General features: G+C 34.3%; 14 protein-coding genes, 1 tRNA gene and 1 pseudogene. 9 read left to right on the top strand and 7 right to left on the bottom strand.

What is annotated here, in order from left to right; all coding sequences use genetic code 11:
* Positions 1–5: 5 nt before the first annotated feature.
* The 4 genes and pseudogenes from H599_RS0108130 to H599_RS0108115 form a co-directional block, all read right to left on the bottom strand.
* Positions 6–956 (bottom strand): isopenicillin N synthase family dioxygenase, encoded by a 951-nt coding sequence (locus tag H599_RS0108130; RefSeq protein WP_026713676.1) that lies wholly within the window; start codon positions 954–956, stop codon positions 6–8.
* Positions 957–1,105: 149 nt separating this feature from the next.
* Positions 1,106–1,186, bottom strand: a tRNA-Tyr gene (locus H599_RS0108125).
* Positions 1,187–1,370: 184 nt separating this feature from the next.
* A pseudogene (locus H599_RS0108120) lies at positions 1,371–1,766 on the bottom strand (TlpA family protein disulfide reductase); the annotation flags it as partial.
* Positions 1,767–1,778: 12 nt separating this feature from the next.
* Positions 1,779–2,546, bottom strand: a complete 768-nt coding sequence (locus H599_RS0108115; protein WP_026713674.1) for a DUF4369 domain-containing protein — start codon at positions 2,544–2,546, stop codon at positions 1,779–1,781.
* Positions 2,547–2,777: 231 nt separating this feature from the next.
* On the opposite strand from H599_RS0108115, the gene H599_RS0108110 reads away from it, so the two are divergent.
* Entirely contained in the window at positions 2,778–2,999 is a 222-nt protein-coding gene (locus tag H599_RS0108110) for a hypothetical protein (RefSeq protein WP_026713673.1), read from the top strand.
* A 36-nt stretch (positions 3,000–3,035) separates the two neighbouring features.
* Here the strand turns inward: H599_RS0108110 and H599_RS0108105 are convergent, their stop codons facing one another.
* On the bottom strand, positions 3,036–4,580 hold the full coding sequence (locus tag H599_RS0108105; protein ID WP_026713672.1) for a hypothetical protein: 1,545 nt from the start codon (positions 4,578–4,580) through the stop codon (positions 3,036–3,038).
* 154 nt (positions 4,581–4,734) lie between these two features.
* Between H599_RS0108105 and H599_RS19375 the strand changes: the two genes are divergently transcribed.
* The 8 genes from H599_RS19375 to acs all read left to right on the top strand — a co-directional run bounded on the left by H599_RS19375 (position 4,735) and on the right by acs (position 15,829).
* Positions 4,735–5,910: a 2-isopropylmalate synthase gene (locus H599_RS19375; protein WP_051590678.1), complete on the top strand. Its 1,176-nt coding sequence runs from the start codon at positions 4,735–4,737 to the stop codon at positions 5,908–5,910.
* 55 nt (positions 5,911–5,965) lie between these two features.
* Positions 5,966–7,084, top strand: a complete 1,119-nt coding sequence (leuB, locus tag H599_RS0108095) for a 3-isopropylmalate dehydrogenase (protein WP_026713671.1) — start codon at positions 5,966–5,968, stop codon at positions 7,082–7,084.
* Between the two features lie 272 nt (positions 7,085–7,356).
* The gene (ilvD, locus tag H599_RS0108090; RefSeq protein ID WP_026713670.1) at positions 7,357–9,030 is read left to right on the top strand and encodes a dihydroxy-acid dehydratase; all 1,674 of its coding nucleotides are present in this window, start codon (positions 7,357–7,359) and stop codon (positions 9,028–9,030) included.
* A gap of 47 nt (positions 9,031–9,077) precedes the next feature.
* Positions 9,078–10,766, top strand: coding sequence for a biosynthetic-type acetolactate synthase large subunit (gene ilvB, locus H599_RS0108085; RefSeq protein ID WP_026713669.1), 1,689 nt, complete (start codon positions 9,078–9,080; stop codon positions 10,764–10,766).
* A 4-nt stretch (positions 10,767–10,770) separates the two neighbouring features.
* On the top strand, positions 10,771–11,301 hold the full coding sequence (gene ilvN / locus H599_RS0108080) for an acetolactate synthase small subunit (RefSeq protein ID WP_026713668.1): 531 nt from the start codon (positions 10,771–10,773) through the stop codon (positions 11,299–11,301).
* Between the two features lie 15 nt (positions 11,302–11,316).
* The gene (ilvC, locus tag H599_RS0108075; protein ID WP_026713667.1) at positions 11,317–12,789 is read left to right on the top strand and encodes a ketol-acid reductoisomerase; all 1,473 of its coding nucleotides are present in this window, start codon (positions 11,317–11,319) and stop codon (positions 12,787–12,789) included.
* A gap of 264 nt (positions 12,790–13,053) precedes the next feature.
* Positions 13,054–13,500, top strand: coding sequence for a VOC family protein (locus tag H599_RS0108070; protein ID WP_026713666.1), 447 nt, complete (start codon positions 13,054–13,056; stop codon positions 13,498–13,500).
* A 421-nt stretch (positions 13,501–13,921) separates the two neighbouring features.
* Positions 13,922–15,829, top strand: a complete 1,908-nt coding sequence (acs, locus tag H599_RS0108065; RefSeq protein WP_026713665.1) for an acetate--CoA ligase — start codon at positions 13,922–13,924, stop codon at positions 15,827–15,829.
* A gap of 41 nt (positions 15,830–15,870) precedes the next feature.
* Here the strand turns inward: acs and H599_RS0108060 are convergent, their stop codons facing one another.
* Both H599_RS0108060 and H599_RS0108055 read right to left on the bottom strand, forming a co-directional pair.
* Positions 15,871–16,470 (bottom strand): exonuclease domain-containing protein, encoded by a 600-nt coding sequence (locus H599_RS0108060; RefSeq protein WP_026713664.1) that lies wholly within the window; start codon positions 16,468–16,470, stop codon positions 15,871–15,873.
* 3 nt (positions 16,471–16,473) lie between these two features.
* Positions 16,474–18,378 carry a DUF294 nucleotidyltransferase-like domain-containing protein gene (locus tag H599_RS0108055; RefSeq protein WP_026713663.1) on the bottom strand — a complete coding sequence of 635 codons (1,905 nt, stop codon included), beginning with the start codon at positions 18,376–18,378 and terminating at the stop codon, positions 16,474–16,476.
* Positions 18,379–18,537 lie beyond the last annotated feature (159 nt).

Below are 18,537 nucleotides of genomic sequence, written 5' to 3'. Positions count from 1 at the left end.
TGGTGTTATTTTTTGATTAATCCTAAATCAACCAAACGTTCGTATAGAAAATTACCGGCTGTAATATCTTCGTATAATTTTGGATTGTTTTCATCAATACAGTTTTCTAAACAATTTAGAGACATATCGCTCACAGGATGCATAAAAAACGGAATTGAATATCGGGATGTTCCCCATAATTCTCTTGGCGGATTAACCACCTGATGAATGGTTGATTTCAATTTGTTATTAGTATGTCGGGAAAGCATGTCTCCAACATTGATAACCAGTTCGTCATCGGCGGCAATGGCGTCTATCCAATCGCCATTGTGGTTTTGAACCTGAAGTCCTTTGCCCTGAGCTCCCATCAAAAGCGTAATCAAATTGATATCACCATGTGCGGCAGCTCTAATTGCATTTTCCGGTTCAGAAGTGATAGGAGGGTAGTGAATCGGTCTTAAGATAGAATTTCCTTCTTTAGCATAATTGTCAAAATAGAATTCGTTTAAACCTAAATGCAGTGCCAAAGCTCTCAAAACATAGATTCCCGTTTTTTCCAGCATTTGATAAGCTTCTTTTCCTACGGTGTTAAAACGTGGTAATTCTTCTACGACGATATTTTCAGGGTATTCTGTTACGTATTTTGAATTTTGATCTACATATTGACCAAAATGCCAAAACTCTTTTAAATCTCCCTCTTTGCGTCCCTTAGCGTGTTCTTTTCCAAAAGAAACATAGCCTCTTTGTCCGCCGTTCTCCGGAAACTCATATTTTCTTTTGTTTTCTAATGGCAAATTAAAAAACTGTTTGATTTCATTATATAACTCGGTTACTAATTGCTGGTCTAAAAAATGCCCTTTTAAGGCTACAAAACCAATGTCTTCAAAAGCACTTCCGATTTCACTAACAAATTTATCTTTTCGAACCGGATCATTTGAAAGGAAATCACGTAAATTAACACTAGGGATATTTTGCATGAAATAATTATTTTAGGATAAGAATTTGAAACTGATTTTTTCTTTGGTTTACAAATGTATTTAATAATTGTTTCAATAGGAATTTTAGAAATAAAAATCATTTCCGGAATAGTGCAAAAAAAAACGCTTCAATTTCTTGAAGCGTTTTGTGGGAAGAGCAGGATTCGAACCTGCGAAGGTTTCCCAACGGATTTACAGTCCGTCCTCGTTGGCCGCTTGAGTATCTTCCCATGCTTTAAAGCGGCGCCTTGCTGTTGCTTAGCGGTTGCAAATATAGGAACACTTTTGATGTTTGCAAACATTTTTTGCAGTTAATTTCAATGTTTTTTCAATCTTTTTTTTAAAGTGTTGGTCTTGAATAAAATAAAAAAATCTCCACGAGGGAGATTTTTTATTATTAAGCTTAAAAAAGATTTATTTTGCTAAAAGTTCTTCGATTTTTGCTCGAAGTTCAGCGCCTCTCAAGTCTCTTGCAACCACTTTTCCGGAAGCATCTAATATGAAAGTAGCAGGAATAGCTTCTACTTTATATTGAGCGGCAATTGGGTCTCCCCAGCCTTTTAAGTTGGAAACCTGATTCCATGTTAATTTGTCTTTAGCAATGGCTTCTTTCCATTTGCTTGCATCCTGATCGAGTGATACACCTATAATATTAAGTCCTTTAGAATGGAATTCTTTATAAATTGCCACTACATTAGGGTTTTCTCTTCTGCAGGGACCACACCAGGAAGCCCAAAAATCAATAATTGTAACTTTTCCTAAACTCTGTTTAAGAGAGATTACTTTGCCTTCCGGATTAGGAGCAGAAAATTCAGGTGCTCTTCAGTTAGCAGCTGGTGCAGCAGGAGCAGCAGGAGCTCCCGGTACAGAAGAATTGACTGCAGTAAGTCTTTCTTTGATAGCTTTACCAGGTTTTGTGTTTTTCAATTCTTCGTCAAAACTGTTGTAGATTTTTTCTGCTTTCTTAAGGTCAGCACTTGGATCTGCAAGCATACTTTGAATAATTAAAGCACTGATAAGTGATTTTGGATGAGTTTCAGAGTAACTAATGTATTTAGTTTTTGATTTTTCACCTACTTCTTGTTGTAATTTTTGGTATTCAGCCATTAAACTATTGATTGTAGCCGTATCTTTAGTTTGTTGTGCCTGATTCATTTTTAAAGTGTTATTCTTTTGGAAATCCATTAATTTCTTTTGAACTACTTTCATTTCGTCGTTAAATTTTACATACTCGTCATTGTTGTAAGTACCTGAAATTTTAGAGTTTTGAATACTGTCTTTATCAATTTCAATATTGATTTCACCTGATTCAAGGATGAAAGGAACAGGTTGTTGGATTGTTTCTAATTGTAATATATAGAAAGAAGGTTCAGTAACTTTTCCTGTAATTTCAAATTTTCCGTTTTCAACTTTTACAGTATCAATATTGATTAATCCTCCCATTCCGCTTGGATCCTGAGTTTTAAGGATGATTGTTTTTCCGTTTTCGATTCCTTTAGCAGTTCCTGTGATGATGTATTCACCTTTACCAACTTTACTGCAAGAAAATAATACAGCAGAGGCAGAAAGCAATAAAAATAATTTTTTCATTGTTAATTAGTTAAATTAGTTAAGTGTGCAAAAGTATTTAAATTTATATAACAGCAATAATTTAAATCGCTAAATTTTTGTTATAATTACTATTGTTACCACTTAGTTGCGAATGATTTTAAATAGCCGTTAAAACAATAACTGAATCCTAATTTCAAAGCCTAAGTGTTGCTGATTTGTTTATCTGAGAAGGCTGTTCTATTTTTGAAGAAAAAATAAGAAATTGGTTTTATGAGGCCTTTAAAGGAAAAGTTATTGATAAAAGATGCCACTATAAATAAGGTGCAATTCGATAAAGAATGGTTTTTTAGTTTTGAAGATATAGCGTTTTATTTAAAAGAAGATTTATCAGAAGTAGAATTTATTCATTTACCTATGTTGATTGACGGAGTGGAGGAGATAGTAAAATGTTGTACTTTTGAAGATATTCTCAGAGGAAGAAAAGAATTGTAAAAAAGAACAGGCTGCCTTTTATGACAGCCTGTTTTGTTATCGGTTATTAAGTTTCGCTTTTTCTTTAATAATATCGCCAATTTTTCGGTTTTTGATTTTGCTTTCCAGCCAGGAAATAATGTCGAGATAAAGAAAAGCTCTTTTTTCATAGGTGTTTTGTTCTAATTCCACAAAACGCTCTTTCATTTTTACAAATTCTTTTTTGATGTCTGTTGGATAAATCGAATTTAAGTTTTTCAGAAATCGGATGATTTCTTTTTGTACTTCATGCAAATCGTTCATTTTAATTAAAAACTTGTAGGTGTTTTTTAACTGACTTTCCAGGTAATAATCTTTCCCAAGTTCGTAATGCGCAATTAAACATAAAATGCGGGCAAAACACATCAGGTCTTCGCGCATACTTAAATTCTTGTTGTTAATAATTTTTTCTAAATAGAAAATAGATTCATTGTACTTTTCGTTGCCAAAATAAATACTGGCAAATTTGTAGAAAAACAACATTTCGTGATGTTCGTCTAAATGCTCATTGTGTATTTTTAATTTGTTTAGGATTTCAGGAATTAAATATTCACTTTCGGCAAAAGTTCCCTGCATTATATGGTAATTCAATTTATTATTATAAACATATAAAAATGACAATGAGGCAATATTGTCGTTAATCGGGAAACGTTCATCTTTAATGGTTTCTTCAAGCAGGTTTAAATATTCTTTGAATTTTGTCTGGTACTTTAACATATATAAAGACTCCAATAAATAATGGTTTCCTTTTAGAAAAAATACCGGATTCAGGTAAATCATATTAGAATTATCATAAAAAAGAGTCACCCATTTTGAGGCAAATTTGTAGCTGGACAAAAAATCCTGAACTAAAAAACTACGCCATAAATTAGCATTATAAAACCAATATTTTTCTCTGAAACCAAACTTATTTTCGTCCAGTTTTGAAATGTGTTTATTGAAATAATCGTCGATATATTGATATTCCTCATCGCTTTTTACGTAACCTGTTTTAAGCATGATGCCATACAATTGCAGCGATAAATTGGATAACTTACTCGAAATCGTATTTTGGTAATTCAGTTCTTTAGCCTGGATTACTAATTCGTCAGCTCTTCCCTGAATGCTTCGGGTGATATATTGGGATTCGATTAGTTTTTCAAATTCTACAATTTCATAAGCCATTAATTTTTCGTCATTTTCAATAGCCTGTGATTTGGTTTTGTCAAGAATTTTTAAACTTTGTTTGTATAATCCTTTGTTGTACAAAATTGTAGCAAAATCAATTTGCTCTCTGAGTTGGTAACGAATATTCTGGCTGGGAATATTTAGTCGGATACTAACTAGAATTTGTTTGTACAAATACGATTTTAAATTGGATAATTGTACTTTTTTGATGACGCCACTTTTTAAAATAAGCTTTTCGTCATAACTCTCCGATTTGTCTAAAATATTAAATAATTCAATAAATTTTGTATTCGAACTGGTCTCTAAACGACTGGCAAAAATCTTAAATTGGCGCTTTTCAGATTTAGATAAGGACTTTATCAGAACGAATAAAAAATCTTTTTGATGGTTAGCCATTGTAAAATAAGTAGATTTAAATAATTGATTATCAATTGATTAGTTTGTCTTTATCAAACTTATAAACAGTATATTCAATTAAAATGAATTTTCGGTTCAAAGTAAAGAATATATTTTTGTTATCAAGATGTGAAATTACATTAAATAAATGAATATGAATAGAGAGAAAGTCCAAATTTTTGATACCACTTTACGAGACGGAGAACAGGTCCCAGGATGTAAATTAGATACCAAACAAAAACTTGTTATTGCAGAACGCTTAGATAACATGGGGGTTGATATCATTGAAGCAGGTTTCCCTATTTCTAGTCCCGGAGATTTTTTATCTGTTACTGAAATAAGTAAGGTTGTTAAAAATGCTACCGTTTGTGGTCTTACCAGAGCCGTTAAAAAAGATATTGACGTTGCTGCTGAAGCTTTAAAACTTGCTAAAAAACCACGTATTCACACCGGTATCGGAACGTCTGATTCTCATATTATACATAAGTTAAATACCACCAGAGAAGATATTATTGAGCGCGCTAAAGCGGCTGTTGCTCATGCAAAATCTTATGTTGAAGACGTAGAGTTTTATGCAGAAGATGCTGGTAGAACTGACAATGCTTTCTTGGCACAGGTTTGTGAAGAAGTAATCAAGTCAGGAGCTACAGTGCTTAATATTCCGGACACTACAGGTTATTGTTTGCCTGAAGAATACGGTGCAAAAATTAAATACCTTAAAGAAAATGTAAAAGGTATTGATAATGTTACTATTTCCTGTCACTGTCATAACGATTTGGGAATGGCTACAGCCAATTCTATTTCGGGAGCAATAAACGGAGCCAGACAAATCGAATGTACAATTAATGGTATTGGTGAAAGAGCCGGAAACACAGCGCTTGAAGAAGTGGTAATGATTTTTAAACAACATCCGGATTTAAATCTTTATACAGATATTAATACAAAGCAATTAAACGAAATGAGTCGTTTAGTTTCTGAAAGTATGGGGATGATGGTGCAGCCAAATAAGGCTATTGTGGGAGCAAATGCTTTTGCACACAGTTCCGGAATTCATCAGGATGGTGTGATTAAAAACAGAGCTACTTATGAAATTATTGATCCTGCAGATGTGGGAGTTAATGAATCTTCAATTGTTTTAACAGCAAGAAGCGGTAGAGCTGCTTTAGCGTATCGAGCTAAAAAAGTAGGTTACGAATTAACAAAAACACAGTTAGACGTAGTTTATATTGAGTTTTTGAAATTTGCTGATATGAAAAAAGAGGTTTTGGATGACGATATTCATTTGATTATTGCCGCTTCTAAAATTGACGGAGATTTGATTAAACGATAATTAAGACAAATCTTTTTAAAATTGTATTTTTGCAGCTTTTTAATAAAATAAACTCATGAACTTAAAAATAGCTGTATTGCCGGGTGATGGAATAGGTCCTGAAGTAATCTTGCAGGCTAAGAAAGCATTGTATGCGGTCGGAGTGGTTTATGAGCATGATTTTATTTTTGAAGAAGCACTCATTGGAGCTGTTGCTATAGATAAAACCGGAACTTCACTTCCTGAGCAAACTTTAAATCTTTGTTTGAATACTGATGCGGTTTTGTTTGGTGCAATTGGAGATCCTAAGTATGATTCTGATTCAACACTAAAAAATCGTCCGGAAGAAGGTTTACTTAAATTAAGAAAAGGTTTGGGGCTTTATGCGAATATCAGACCGTTAAAGCCTTTTAAAGGATTGTTGGATGTTTCCCCTTTAAAAAGGGAAATAGTGGAAGGGGTTGATTTTGTAATTTATCGCGAACTTACCGCAGGAATTTATTTCGGAGAAAAAAAGTTAAATGAATCAGAAACTATTGCCTCTGATTTATGTGAATATACAGAAGAAGAAATTACGAGAATTGCGCATTTGGCTTTTCAATCAGCCCAAAAAAGAAGAAAGAAATTAACCTTAGTTGATATGGCTAATGTTTTGGAAACTTCCCGTTTGTGGCGAAAAGTGGTTACTAAAATCAGTGTCGATTATCCGGAAGTGAGTTTGGATTATCTTTTGGCTGATAATGCAGCAAAGCAAATAATTTCGAATCCCAAACAATTTGATGTGGTTTTAACCAGCAATTTATTTGGAGATCTTTTATCTGATGAAGCCAGTGTAATAACTGGATCAATAGGAGTATTAGCCTCTGCTTCATTAGGAGAAAAAAACGCGTTATTTGAGCCGGTTCACGGTTCTTATCCGCATGCAAAAGGAAGAAATATAGCGAATCCGTTTGCAGCAATACTATCGGCAGCGATGTTGTTAGATTATTTTGGTTTAAACGAAGAGGCTAAAAAAATTTATGAAGGGGTAGAAAAAGCAATAGAATATAATGTTGTTACCTTAGATTTAAATCCGGATTCAAAATTTGGAACCAATGAAATTGGAGAGTTTATTTCTAATTTTATTTTAAATAAAGATGACTTGATGTATTTTAATAATGATAATGTACATTTAGGTCAGTCAACGATAGTATAAAAGTATGTTTTGATAAATAATTGAGATTAATGATAAGAAATTAATAAAATTTTATTTTTTATTTTTTTAAATATAAAGGTTTTTATACTTTTGCTACATCAAAAAAAGAAAATGAAAAATTCAATTGTAATAGTTTCTGTCGTTAGTGTCGTTGTTGTTTCAACAAACGCATAAGGGAAGCTATTAATATAATTGGAAAACAATATATATAACTCCCATAAATTGGGAGTTTTTTTTTTGAATTATATTTTTTAAATATAAAAAACATCAGGATGGAATTGAATAAATACAGCAAGACGATTACTCAGGATCAAACACAGCCTGCAGCACAAGCAATGTTGTACGGAATTGGTTTGACTGAAGAAGATTTAAAAAAAGCTCAGGTGGGGATTGTAAGCATGGGTTACGAAGGAAACACCTGCAACATGCACCTGAATGATTTGGCTAAAGACGTAAAACAAGGGGTTTGGGATGCGGATTTAGTTGGATTAATATTCAATACTATCGGAGTAAGTGATGGTATTTCAAACGGAACAGACGGAATGCGTTTTTCATTGGTTTCCCGTGATGTAATTGCTGATTCTATTGAAACCGTAATGGGAGCGCAATGGTACGACAGTATGATTGCTATTCCCGGATGTGATAAAAACATGCCTGGTGCAGTAATGGCAATGGGAAGAGTAAATCGTCCCGCTATTATGGTTTACGGAGGAACTATTCACTCCGGAAAATGGAAAGGAGAATCGTTAAATATCGTTTCTGCTTTTGAGGCATTAGGTAAAAAATTAAATAATACCATTACTCCTGAAGATTTTAAAGGAGTAATTCAAAATTCCTGTCCGGGAGCAGGTGCTTGTGGCGGAATGTACACGGCTAATACGATGGCTTCTGCTATTGAAGCTTTAGGAATGAGTTTGCCATACAGCTCCTCTAATCCTGCATTAAGTAAAGAAAAGAGGCAAGAATGTGCTGATGCCGGAAAAGCAATCAGAGTACTTCTTGAAAAAGATATTAAGCCAAGAGACATTATGACTCGTAAGGCTTTTGAAAATGCCATTACAATTGTAGCTGTTTTAGGAGGTTCTACTAATGCGGTAATGCACTTAATTGCAATGGCACATTCGGTAGATGTTGAAATCACTTTAGATGATTTTCAGACTATCAATGATAAAACACCGGTTTTGGCTGATTTAAAGCCAAGCGGAAAATACATGATGGAAGATTTACACGCAGTAGGAGGAGTTCCGGCTGTGATGAAATATCTGCTAAAAGAAGGTTATCTTCATGGTGATTGTTTAACAGTAACCGGAAAAACATTAGCCGAAAATTTAGCATCAGTTCCGGATTTGCAAGATGGTCAGGAAGTAGTTTATGAAATTCATAAAGCATTAAAACCAACCGGAAATATTCAGGTTTTATACGGAAATCTGGCTTCAGAAGGTTGTGTGGCAAAAATCAGCGGTAAAGAAGGCGAATTTTTCGAAGGTACTGCAGTAGTTTTTGAAAGCGAATTTGAAGTAATTCCGGGAATAGCCAAAGGGATGGTCAAACCAGGTAATGTCGTCGTCATCCGGTATTGTGGACCAAAAGGTGGTCCGGGAATGCCCGAAATGCTAAAACCGACATCAGCAATTATAGGAGCCGGTTTAGGAAACAGTGTAGCATTGATTACAGACGGTAGATTTTCCGGAGGTTCACATGGCTTCGTGGTTGGACACGTTACACCGGAGGCGTATGACGGAGGAGCAATTGCCTTAGTTCAAAATGGAGATGTGATTACAATTGATGCGGTAAAAAATACCATTAATTTGAAAATCTCTGAAGAAGAATTTGCAAAAAGGAAAGCCAATTGGGTTCAGCCGCCTTTAAAAGCCTCAAAAGGAGTTTTATTAAAATATGCAAAATCAGTTTCAAGCGCCTCAAAAGGTTGCGTAACCGATAAATAACAGACAATTTTAGTTTTAAAAAATGTCAAAAATATAAATAAAAAAGAATGAAAATATCAGGAGCAGAAGCAGTTATCAGATGCTTATTAGCCGAAGGAGTAGATTTGGTTTATGGTTATCCAGGTGGAGCTATTATGCCAGTTTACGATGAATTATATAAATTTCAAGATCAATTACACCACGTATTAGTACGTCACGAACAAGGTGCAGCTCATGCCGCTCAGGGATTTGCCAGAGCTACCGGAAAAGTAGGAGTTGCTATCGCGACTTCAGGACCGGGTGCAACCAACTTAGTTACAGGTATTGCTGATGCTCAGATTGACTCTACACCAATGGTATGTATTACCGGACAGGTAGGAAAGCATTTATTGGGTTCTGATGCTTTTCAGGAAACAGATATTATCGGAATTTCAACTCCGGTAACCAAATGGAATTATCAAATTACTGAAGCTCATGAAATTCCTGAAATTATGGCTAAAGCATTTTATATTGCCCGTTCAGGACGTCCTGGACCGGTATTAGTAGATATTACTAAAAATGCTCAGTTTGATACTTTAGATTTTAGTTATAAAAAATGTACTGATATCAGAAGTTACCACCCAAAACCAGTTTTAAAAATCGAAAAGGTACAGGAAGCAGCTGAAATTATCAATAAAGCTAAAAAACCGATGATCGTTTTTGGTCAGGGAGTTATCCTGAGTAAGGCTGAAGAAGAATTAAAAGCTTTTATCGAAAAATCAGGAATTCCTGCGGCCTGGACTATTTTAGGTTTATCGGCATTACCAACTGATCATGAGTTGAATGTGGGAATGGTAGGAATGCACGGAAATTACGGTCCTAATATTTTAACGAACGAATGCGATGTTTTAATCGCTTTAGGAATGCGTTTTGATGACCGTGTAACAGGTAATCTAAATACGTATGCTAAGCAGGCTAAAATTGTTCATTTCGAAATTGATCCGGCTGAAGTTGATAAAAATGTAAAAACAGATGTAGCTGTATTAGCCGATTTAAAAGAAGCATTAACAGCTTTATTGCCTTTAATTGAAAAGAATTCTCATGAAGACTGGCACAATGAATTCAAAAAGAAATACGATATTGAATTAGAAGCCGTAATCAATGAAGAGTTGGCTCCGTCTGAAGGAAAAGGAATTTCGATGGGAGAAACTATCGAAATGATTAATAAGCATTCTAATGGAGATGCTATTATGGTTTCAGACGTAGGTCAGCATCAAATGTTTACCTGTCGTTATGCAAAATTCAATCAGACGAAGAGTAATGTGACTTCGGGAGGATTAGGAACCATGGGATTTGCTTTACCGGCGGCTATTGGTGCTAAAATGGGAAGACCGGATCGTGAAGTAGTTGCTATTATTGGAGACGGAGGTTTCCAAATGAACATTCAGGAATTAGGAACGATTCATCAAACTAAAGTTCCGGTAAAAATTGTAGTATTAAATAATGAATTCCTTGGAATGGTAAGACAATGGCAGGAATTGTTTTTTGATTACCGTTATGCTTCAACAGTGATGATTAATCCAAATTTCTGTGCAATTGCTGAAGGATATTATATCAAGTCACGCAAAGTTACTAAGAGAGAGGAATTAGACGATGCAATAGCTGAAATGTTAGCTTCTAAAGATTCTTATTTCCTTGAAGTTATGGTTGAGAAAGAAAACAATGTATTCCCAATGATTCCAACAGGAGCTTCGGTTTCTGACATTCGATTAAGTTAATATTATGGAAGAAAATAAAACATTTACCATTTCTGTTTATACAGAAAATAACGTGGGCTTACTAAACAGAATATCAGTGATATTCCTGAAACGCCACATCAATATATTGAGTTTAAATGTATCCGAATCGGAAATAGAAAACGTTTCGAGATTTGTAATTGTAGTAGATACTACTGAAAAATGGGTACGCAATATTGTAGGTCAAATTGAAAAACAAATTGAAGTTATCAAAGCATTTTATCATGTAGATGAAGAAACGATTTTCTTAGAAAACGCTTTGTTTAAAATTGCTTCTAATTTGTTATTTGACGAAAGGCAAATTCAAAACATTATCAAAGAAAGCAACTCTGAAATCGTTACGGTTTCAAGAGACTTTTTTGTAATATCAAAAGCAGGAAGACGTTCGGAAATTGAAGAATTGTATGCTAAGTTAAAGCCTTACGGAATAATGCAGTTTGTACGTTCGGGAAGAATTTCTGTTTCAAAAGAAAAAATGGAAGTTACAAGTTTATTATTAGAAGAATTAAAATCATAAATTAAATATTAAAAAATGGCAAATTATTTCAATTCATTACCACTTAGATTACAATTAGAACAATTAGGCGTTTGCGAATTCATGGATCAATCAGAATTTGCTAACGGGATCGAAGCTTTAAAAGGTAAAAAAGTAGTTATCGTAGGTTGTGGTGCTCAAGGTTTGAACCAAGGTTTAAACATGAGAGATTCAGGTTTAGATATTTCTTACGCTTTGCGTGCTGAAGCTATTGCTGAAAAAAGAGCTTCTTACAGAAATGCTACTGAGAATGGTTTCAATGTGGGAACTTATGAAGAATTAATCCCAACTGCTGATTTAGTATGTAACCTTACTCCGGATAAACAACACACGGCTGTAGTTACTGCAATTATGCCATTAATGAAACAAGGAGCTACTTTATCATATTCTCATGGTTTTAATATCGTAGAAGAAGGAATGCAAATTCGTAAAGACTTAACAGTTATTATGTGTGCTCCTAAATGTCCGGGATCTGAAGTACGTGAAGAATACAAAAGAGGATTTGGTGTACCAACACTTATCGCTGTTCACCCTGAAAATGATCCAAACGGAGTAGGTTTAGATCAGGCTAAAGCGTATGCTGTAGCAACTGGAGGAAACAGAGCAGGAGTTTTACGTTCTTCTTTTGTAGCTGAAGTAAAATCAGACTTAATGGGAGAGCAAACTATCCTTTGTGGTTTATTACAAACAGGATCTATCTTATGTTTCGACAAAATGGTTGCTGAAGGTGTTGAGCCTGGATATGCTTCTAAATTAATCCAATACGGATGGGAAACTATCACAGAAGGTTTGAAATACGGTGGTATTACTAACATGATGGACAGATTGTCTAATCCAGCTAAAATTGCTGCTTTCAACGCTGCTGAAGAATTAAAAGACATCATGCGTCCATTGTTCCAAAAACATATGGATGATATTATCTCTGGTCATTTCTCTAAAACAATGATGGAAGACTGGGCTAATGATGATAAAAACTTATTGACTTGGAGAGCTGCTACAGCTGAAACTAATTTCGAAAAAACTCCGGCTGGAGATGTTGAAATTTCTGAGCAAGAGTACTACGATAACGGAACTTTAATGGTTGCTATGGTTAAAGCTGGTGTAGAATTAGCTTTCGAAGCAATGACTGATTCCGGAATTATCGAAGAATCAGCTTATTACGAGTCATTACACGAAACTCCACTTATTGCTAACACAATTGCAAGAAAGAAATTGTTCGAAATGAACCGTGTAATCTCTGATACAGCTGAGTATGGATGTTATTTATTCGATCATGCTTGTAAACCATTAATCGCTGAGTACGTTAAAAATACGCCATCTAACTTGGTAGGGCGTCCATTTAATAACGGAAGCAACGGAGTAGATAACAAAGAATTAATCGATGTAAACTACATCATCCGTAACCACCCGGTTGAAGAAGTAGGAGCTTGGTTAAGAGAGTCTATGACAGCTATGAAAAAAATTGTATAATTACAATTTTGTTAATTATAGAAAAGGCGAAGTAGTTTTACTTCGCCTTTTTTTATTCCTTTTTATGAACTGATTTTGTACATCCTTATTCATGTTTTTAATAAAAATTTATTCTTTATTATTGAATAAATAGCTTTATCGGCAAAAATAGTTGTAAAATTGATTAACTTAATGTGTTGTTTTTCAGTGTTTCATGTTGTTGTTAATAAAGTTGTATTCGGAGATAATTTTAATAAATTTATTTTAAACTTAAATTGAAAAAAAATGACAAAAAGCAATTTACTTCGAATGGACAATGTGGGGATTGTTGTGGAATCGCTGGATAATGTAATTCCTTTTTTTCTGGAACTCGGTTTGGAGTTGGAAGGAAGAACCGTAATAAAAGGTGAGTGGGCTGGTCGTGTTACCGGACTTGGTAATCAAACTGTTGAAATTGCTATGATGGTAACGCCGGATGGTAACAGTCGCTTGGAATTGTCTCAGTTTATTTCTCCAAAAGTTGTCGAAGACCATCGTACCGCTCCCGTAAATGCCTTAGGTTATTTACGTGTCATGTTTGCCGTTAGTGACATAGAGGATACTTTAGAAAGACTTTATAAACATGGTGCACAGCTTGTTGATGATGTTGTCCGGTATCAGGATGCTTACAGACTTTGCTATATTCGTGGTCCTGAGGGAATTTTAATAGGGATTGCTCAGGCTTTAAAGTAAGTGATTAAGATGAATTTTTGACTTCCAAATAATACATTTTTAAATCTTAAAAAGCATTAACAGACTTTTTTCTCTACTAAAGCAACGAATTTGAAGGGAATCTTTATGAATTCTATTTTTTTTGATGCAAATGAGCTAATAATTCTTTAAAAGCGCTAAAAGTACACTTAAAAAATAAAGAACTTGAATAGTACCGAATTATCCTCTGACTGAAAATGTTACCTTAATGAGTACATAAAACACAGTATTGTCTGCTTATTGTTGTTTTCGCAAAAAAGCCTTAAAGAAGACCATTTTTCAATAATTTGCATTTTTATTAAGATTGATTTTCGTTATTTTGATTAAATTGCACCGATTAATGAATTATTTTTTTTCCGGAATAGAAGGAGATTTAATATATTTATCAAAAATATAAAAAGGGATGAGTTACTATAAAGTTGATAATTTAGAACAATACTTTAAACACTATAATAAGTCAATCAGAGAACCCAGAAAATTTTGGGGAAAAATAGCCGAAGAAAACTTTACCTGGTACCAACCATGGGACAAAGTAGTCGAATTTAATATGGCTGAAGCCGACGTACAATGGTATGCCGGAGCCAAATTAAATATTACTAAAAACTGTATTGACAGACATCTGAATAAAAGAGGGGAGAAAACTGCTATTATTTTCGAACCGAACAATCCGGAAGAAGAAGCTTTACACATTAGCTATAACGAATTACATCAAAGAGTGTGTAAAATGGCTAACGTTTTACGCGAACAAGGCGTTAAAAAAGGCGACCGTGTTTGTATTTACCTTCCGATGATTCCGGAATTAGCGGTATCAATTTTAGCCTGTGCCCGAATTGGAGCCATTCATTCGGTTGTTTTTGCCGGATTTTCATCCAAAGCCTTGGCTACAAGAATTAAGGACAGTGAAAGTAAAATGGTAATTACTTCTGATGGTGGTTATCGCGGAAATAAAACAATTGAATTAAAAGAAATTGTTGACGAAGCCTTAGAACAATGTGAATCAGTAAGTACGGTGATGGTAGTAAAAAGAACCAACAGTGTCGTAAATATGAAAGAAGGCAGAGATATTTGGTTGCAACCTTTATTGGATGAAGCTTCTGATAACTGTGTAGCCGAAATTATGGACGCCGAAGATCCGTTATTTATTTTATATACTTCAGGCTCTACCGGAAAACCAAAAGGAATGGTACATACCACAGCCGGTTATATGGTTTTTACGGCTTATACTTTTAAAAATGTATTTAGTTACGAAGAAAATGATGTGCACTGGTGTACTGCAGATATTGGCTGGATTACCGGACATTCATATATTCTTTACGGACCTTTATTAAATGGAGCGACTACGGTAATTTTTGAAGGTGTTCCTTCTTATCCGGATTTCAGTCGTTTTTGGGAAGTAATCGAAAAACACAGAGTAAGTCAGTTTTATACTGCGCCAACAGCTATCAGAGCCTTGGCAAAAGAAAAATTAGAATACGTTCAAAAATTCCCTTTCAAAAGTTTAAAAGTAATCGGTTCGGTAGGAGAACCAATTAATGAAGAAGCTTGGCACTGGTTTAACGATCACGTAGGAGGTAAAAGATGTCCTGTGGTTGATACCTGGTGGCAAACGGAAACCGGAGGAATTATGATTTCGCCATTGGCGTTTATTACACCTACAAAACCTACTTATGCTACGTTTCCATTACCGGGAATTCAGGCGGTTTTAATGGATGAAAAAAGAAACGAAATCGAGGGCAATCAGGTAGTGGGTAGTTTGTGTATCAAATTTCCATGGCCGGGAATGGCAAGAACGATTTGGAACGATCATCAACGTTATAAAGACACTTATTTTTCTCAATACCCAGGGAAATATTTTACCGGTGACGGCGCATTACGCGATGAAGTAGGTTATTACCGAATCACAGGTAGAGTAGATGATGTAATTATTGTTTCAGGACATAATTTAGGAACTGCTCCTATTGAAGATGCCATCAACGAGCATCCTGCTGTTGCTGAAAGTGCTGTTGTAGGTTTCCCTCATGATGTGAAAGGAAATGCTTTATATGGATATGTGATTTTGAAAGAAACCGGAGAAGTCCGAAATAAAGAAAATTTATTTATCGAAATCAATCAGTATATTTCTGACCACGTGGGGCCAATCGCTAAAATTGACAAAATTCAATTTGTTTCCGGTTTGCCAAAAACCCGTTCCGGAAAAATTATGCGACGTATTCTTAGAAAAATTGCTGAAGGTAATTTTACAGATTACGGAGATACAAGTACCTTATTAAATCCGGAAATTATTGAAGTAATTCAAGACGGAAAAATCTAATACAAACAAAAAAGCGGCTTCAATTTTGAAGCCGCTTTTTATTATTTTAAACCTAATTTGTGTTTTAATTTTAAGAAGAGCAGAGCAATTTTATATGCTTTTTCCGTTACGGATTCGCCTTCTGGTTTTTGAATTTTGTAATAATCGGAAAGTTCGTCCAGTGAAAAATTTTTGTCTTCCGGAATTTCATGTAGTTTTCGGTGCATTATAGCAATATCCAACGCCTCATTACGCAGTTTCCCGCATTCCAGTCGCTCTAATGTAGCATTAATCATCGTCATGTCTTTTTCAATTTGGTGACCCACAATAATTCCGTTGCCCAAATATTCTACAAAAGTTTTTAAAGCTTCGGGCTCTGATAATTTTAAAAGTCTGCTTTCAATAATGTATTCATTAGACAAATGATTGTCATGCAAAAAACGATATTGCAACAAAATAGTTTCAAAACTGTCTTTGATAGAAATAGCATCATTTTCCACCGCAAAAGCACTAATATAAGTAATCACGTCTTTTTCGAGTGAATCGCCAGTGGATTCCGTAGCCAGAATAACATAGCGTTTTGAATTTTTTGAAAATTTAGCTAAATATTCTTTCCAAAATTCAGGGTGATCTTTATTGATATGTTTTAACCAGTCCAGCATAAATTATGAAAATTGGGTAAGTTGAAAAGTGTCTTTAATTAATTCTTCTAATTCTTTCATCGGAATCAGGGCATTTTTAAGTTTTTCTCTGTCAATTTTTGACAGTTCTTCTAAGTTAATATATTGCCCCGAATTTTCATTTTTCAATCCTTCTAAAGTTCTTATTTTCGTTAAAAACAAATAAGCTTCAGCGCAATTTAAATAAACTTCCGAGTGTTTAGGATCAGCAATAGCTAATTGTTTGAATCGGGTATAAGTATTGTTTATCCCTTTAATATCGTGACTTAAAATCAATAGTCGGGCACTGTCAATAAGTGGCATCAAAGCACGGGTTTTAATGTCAAATTTGTCTTTGTTAACGCCTTCTTCTTCCACAATGAATTTTTTGAAAAAACTTAGCGGAGAATTTTTTCGCAAGGCATCATTTCCTAAGAAATCAAAAAATAATGAGTTGTTGTTAGCATTCTCAAAAACAATATTATTGATAGCCGATTCTATTTTTTGCTCCCCGATAACTAATTCGTAATCAAAGAAAATACTACTCAGATTATCCGTATTTTCTCTTGTAGCATTCATCCAATTATTGTACTGTTTGATCCAGTCACTCAGGGATTTACACCACAACATGTTGCTTGCCATGTGTCCGAAAGGACAAAGCTCATATCCAATTTTTTCAAGAGTCTCAGTGGTCTTTTTTCCTAATTTTAAGAAATAATCTTTGACTTCAATATATTTATTTTGAGGAACATCTTCAAAAACCAAAATACTATCCTGATCAGTCAGTAAAAGTTGTTCTTTTCGTCCCTGACTCCCAATACTCAGCCAGACATAACGAGCAGGAGGGGAGCCTAATTCTAAAATGGATAATTCGACAGCACGTTTTAAAATGGCAAAGTTAATTTCGCTGGAAATATTGGTAATATGCGTTAACGGAATATTTTTTTGAATAGAAGACTGAATTAAATTTGTCAGACGATGACGAATTTCTTTCAGTTCATTAGGCGATAAGGAACGTTTGATTTCTTTGATTAAAACACCAGGGTTACTTGCTTGAGCAGCAATCAAATCGTGTTCGGAAATTACGCCCTTAATAGTTGATTTATCAGTTCCGTCAACGGTTACACATAGATGAGTAACGTTGTTTTTTAACATTAATAATTGAGCTTCTGCCAAAGAAACATTTTCTAGAACCGTAACTACAGGCGAAGACATAATATTGCTAACCGGAGTATTAATCGGGTAGCGGCCGGTTGCAATTTTAGAAGCCAAATCGGCATGAGTGACAATTCCGATTGGACCATTTTTTTCAAAAATAATAACGTTATTTTTTAAGGATTCGGCCATTAATTGGGCAACTTCCTGAGCCGTATTGTCTGAAGTAGCCAAAAGTGGCGTCGTATTATAAGCTAAAGTTTGAAAAAACTGCACTTCCGATTGTTTTTCAGAATAAAATCCGTCCGAAACTAAATTTCCTTTCGAAGAACGGTCTTCGGGTAAATTGCTGGCAAAATTTTCTAATAAAAAGTTTAAAACCTCAGAATTATTCGCGAGTAAAGGTTTGAAAACAGCAATTGGAATGGCGTAAACCAAACTTTCTTCACGGGCTTTAGCCGTTACTTTATAATTATTTTTGGCAAAAAATGGTCGTAAACCAAAAATATTTCCTTCATGGCATTTGTCTATAATATTTTCTTCGGCATCGACAATTACCGAAATATTAATCACACCCGAAGCTACTACATAAAAGCTATCATGCAGCGAATCATTGATTTTAAATAAAGTTTGTTTTTTTTCTAAATTAACTACGCGAATATTGTTAGCAATTTCAGTCAATTCATCAGCGGTCAACTGATTAAACGGCGCGTAATTTTTTAAAAAATCGGCAATTTGTCCGGTAATTATATTCATGATATTTTTCTAAAATATAGCAGTAAAATTAATAAATAAAAGAGTTAAAATAAATTTGTTTTGGTCTAAAATAGTTGTTTTACAAAAATGTTTTATGTAGTATTTTGTGTGTATTATTTGTAACGCAATTTGGCTAAAATAATTTTAACAAAATGTGAG

The sequence above is a fragment of the Flavobacterium daejeonense DSM 17708 genome (assembly GCF_000425425.1).
GTDB lineage: Bacteria > Bacteroidota > Bacteroidia > Flavobacteriales > Flavobacteriaceae > Flavobacterium > Flavobacterium daejeonense.
This window is presented reverse-complemented; position numbering and strand designations above follow the sequence as displayed.